Origin of the sequence: Type-D symbiont of Plautia stali, from assembly GCF_001485335.1 — a bacterium.
GTDB classification, from domain to species: Bacteria; Pseudomonadota; Gammaproteobacteria; order Enterobacterales; family Enterobacteriaceae; genus Pantoea; species Pantoea vagans_C.
In genome coordinates this window covers 1-226 of record NZ_BBOC01000230.1, presented here as the reverse complement: position 1 = coordinate 226, position 226 = coordinate 1, and the positions used below count along the sequence as shown (strand labels likewise).

The window sequence follows — 226 nt, the reverse complement described above, 5'->3', positions numbered from 1 at the left end:
ACAGTTTTGATGCCGCCGCGATGCGCTGCCAACAGCTTCTCTTTCAGGCCACCAATCGGCAGTACCTGGCCACGCAAGGTGATTTCACCGGTCATCGCCACATCGGAGCGCACGGGGTTACCTGTCAGGCAGGAGACCAGCGCCGTACACATCGCGATACCCGCACTTGGGCCATCCTTCGGCGTCGCACCTTCCGGCACGTGCACGTGGATGTCACGTTTCTCAT

The 226-nt window shown here is 60.6% G+C and carries 1 protein-coding gene; it reads right to left on the bottom strand.

Annotated elements, in window-relative coordinates; all coding sequences use genetic code 11:
• Nucleotides 1-226, bottom strand: a 226-nt coding sequence (locus tag PSSD_RS26130; RefSeq protein WP_304949883.1) for a S16 family serine protease, incomplete at both ends; no start/stop codon positions are given.